Source organism: Streptomyces sp. YS-3, assembly GCF_045257485.1.
Classification (GTDB): domain Bacteria; phylum Actinomycetota; class Actinomycetes; order Streptomycetales; family Streptomycetaceae; genus Streptomyces.
Window position 1 is genome coordinate 1 of sequence record NZ_JBJHPC010001169.1, and the last position, 661, is coordinate 661.

At 72.6% G+C, this 661-nt stretch carries 1 tRNA gene and 1 pseudogene; both read right to left on the bottom strand.

Annotation, left to right across the window (positions count from 1 at the left end):
• Nucleotides 1-135: 135 nt before the first annotated feature.
• Nucleotides 136-209: transfer RNA gene (locus ACJA3G_RS38140), tRNA-Ala, on the bottom strand.
• Between the two features lie 75 nt (nucleotides 210-284).
• Nucleotides 285-661: pseudogene (locus ACJA3G_RS38145) on the bottom strand (hypothetical protein); the annotation flags it as partial.

Consider the following 661-nt stretch of genomic DNA (forward strand, 5'->3'; position numbering starts at 1 on the left):
TCGTCGGCAGCGTCATATGTGTATAAGAGCCAGGGTGGCCGGGGGGCGGAAACGACGAAATCCCGGCCGGACGGTGACCGTCTGACCGGGATCTCGTGCACCCTTCGCGGGTGAACCCGCAGTGGGTTGTTGTTGTGGACCTGAGGGGATTCGAACCCCTGACCCCCTCGATGCGAACGAGGTGCGCTACCGGACTGCGCCACAGGCCCTTGCAACGGGTGAAACATTAGCACCCCGACGGGGGTGCTTGGAAATCCGGTCCCCGCTGGTCAGCGAGACGGGCCTCACTCGTTGGCCGCGCGGGGGCGCTCGTCGTCCGCGTACTGGTCGAAGAGCGGCGTCCGGCCGCTCCCCGGCGCTGTGCGACGGCGGGGCGCCGGTGGGGCCGGAGTCGTCGGGTTCGCCGTGGAGGAGCGGGCCGAGGACCAGGTGTCGGGGGCGCCCAGGTCGATGCTGCCGGTGGCGCGCGGGGCGACCGGGGCGGTCACGTACGTGGGGAGGGGCACCGGGACCGGCTCCCAGCTGTCACCGCGCTCGGGGCCGTGCTCGCGCTGCTGGTCGACCCACTCGGCGTGGTCGGTCTGCTCCACCAGCGCGCGCCGGCCGGCCTCCTGCGGGGAGACGACGGGCTCGGGCTCGGGGGCCGGGTGCGGTTCCGGCT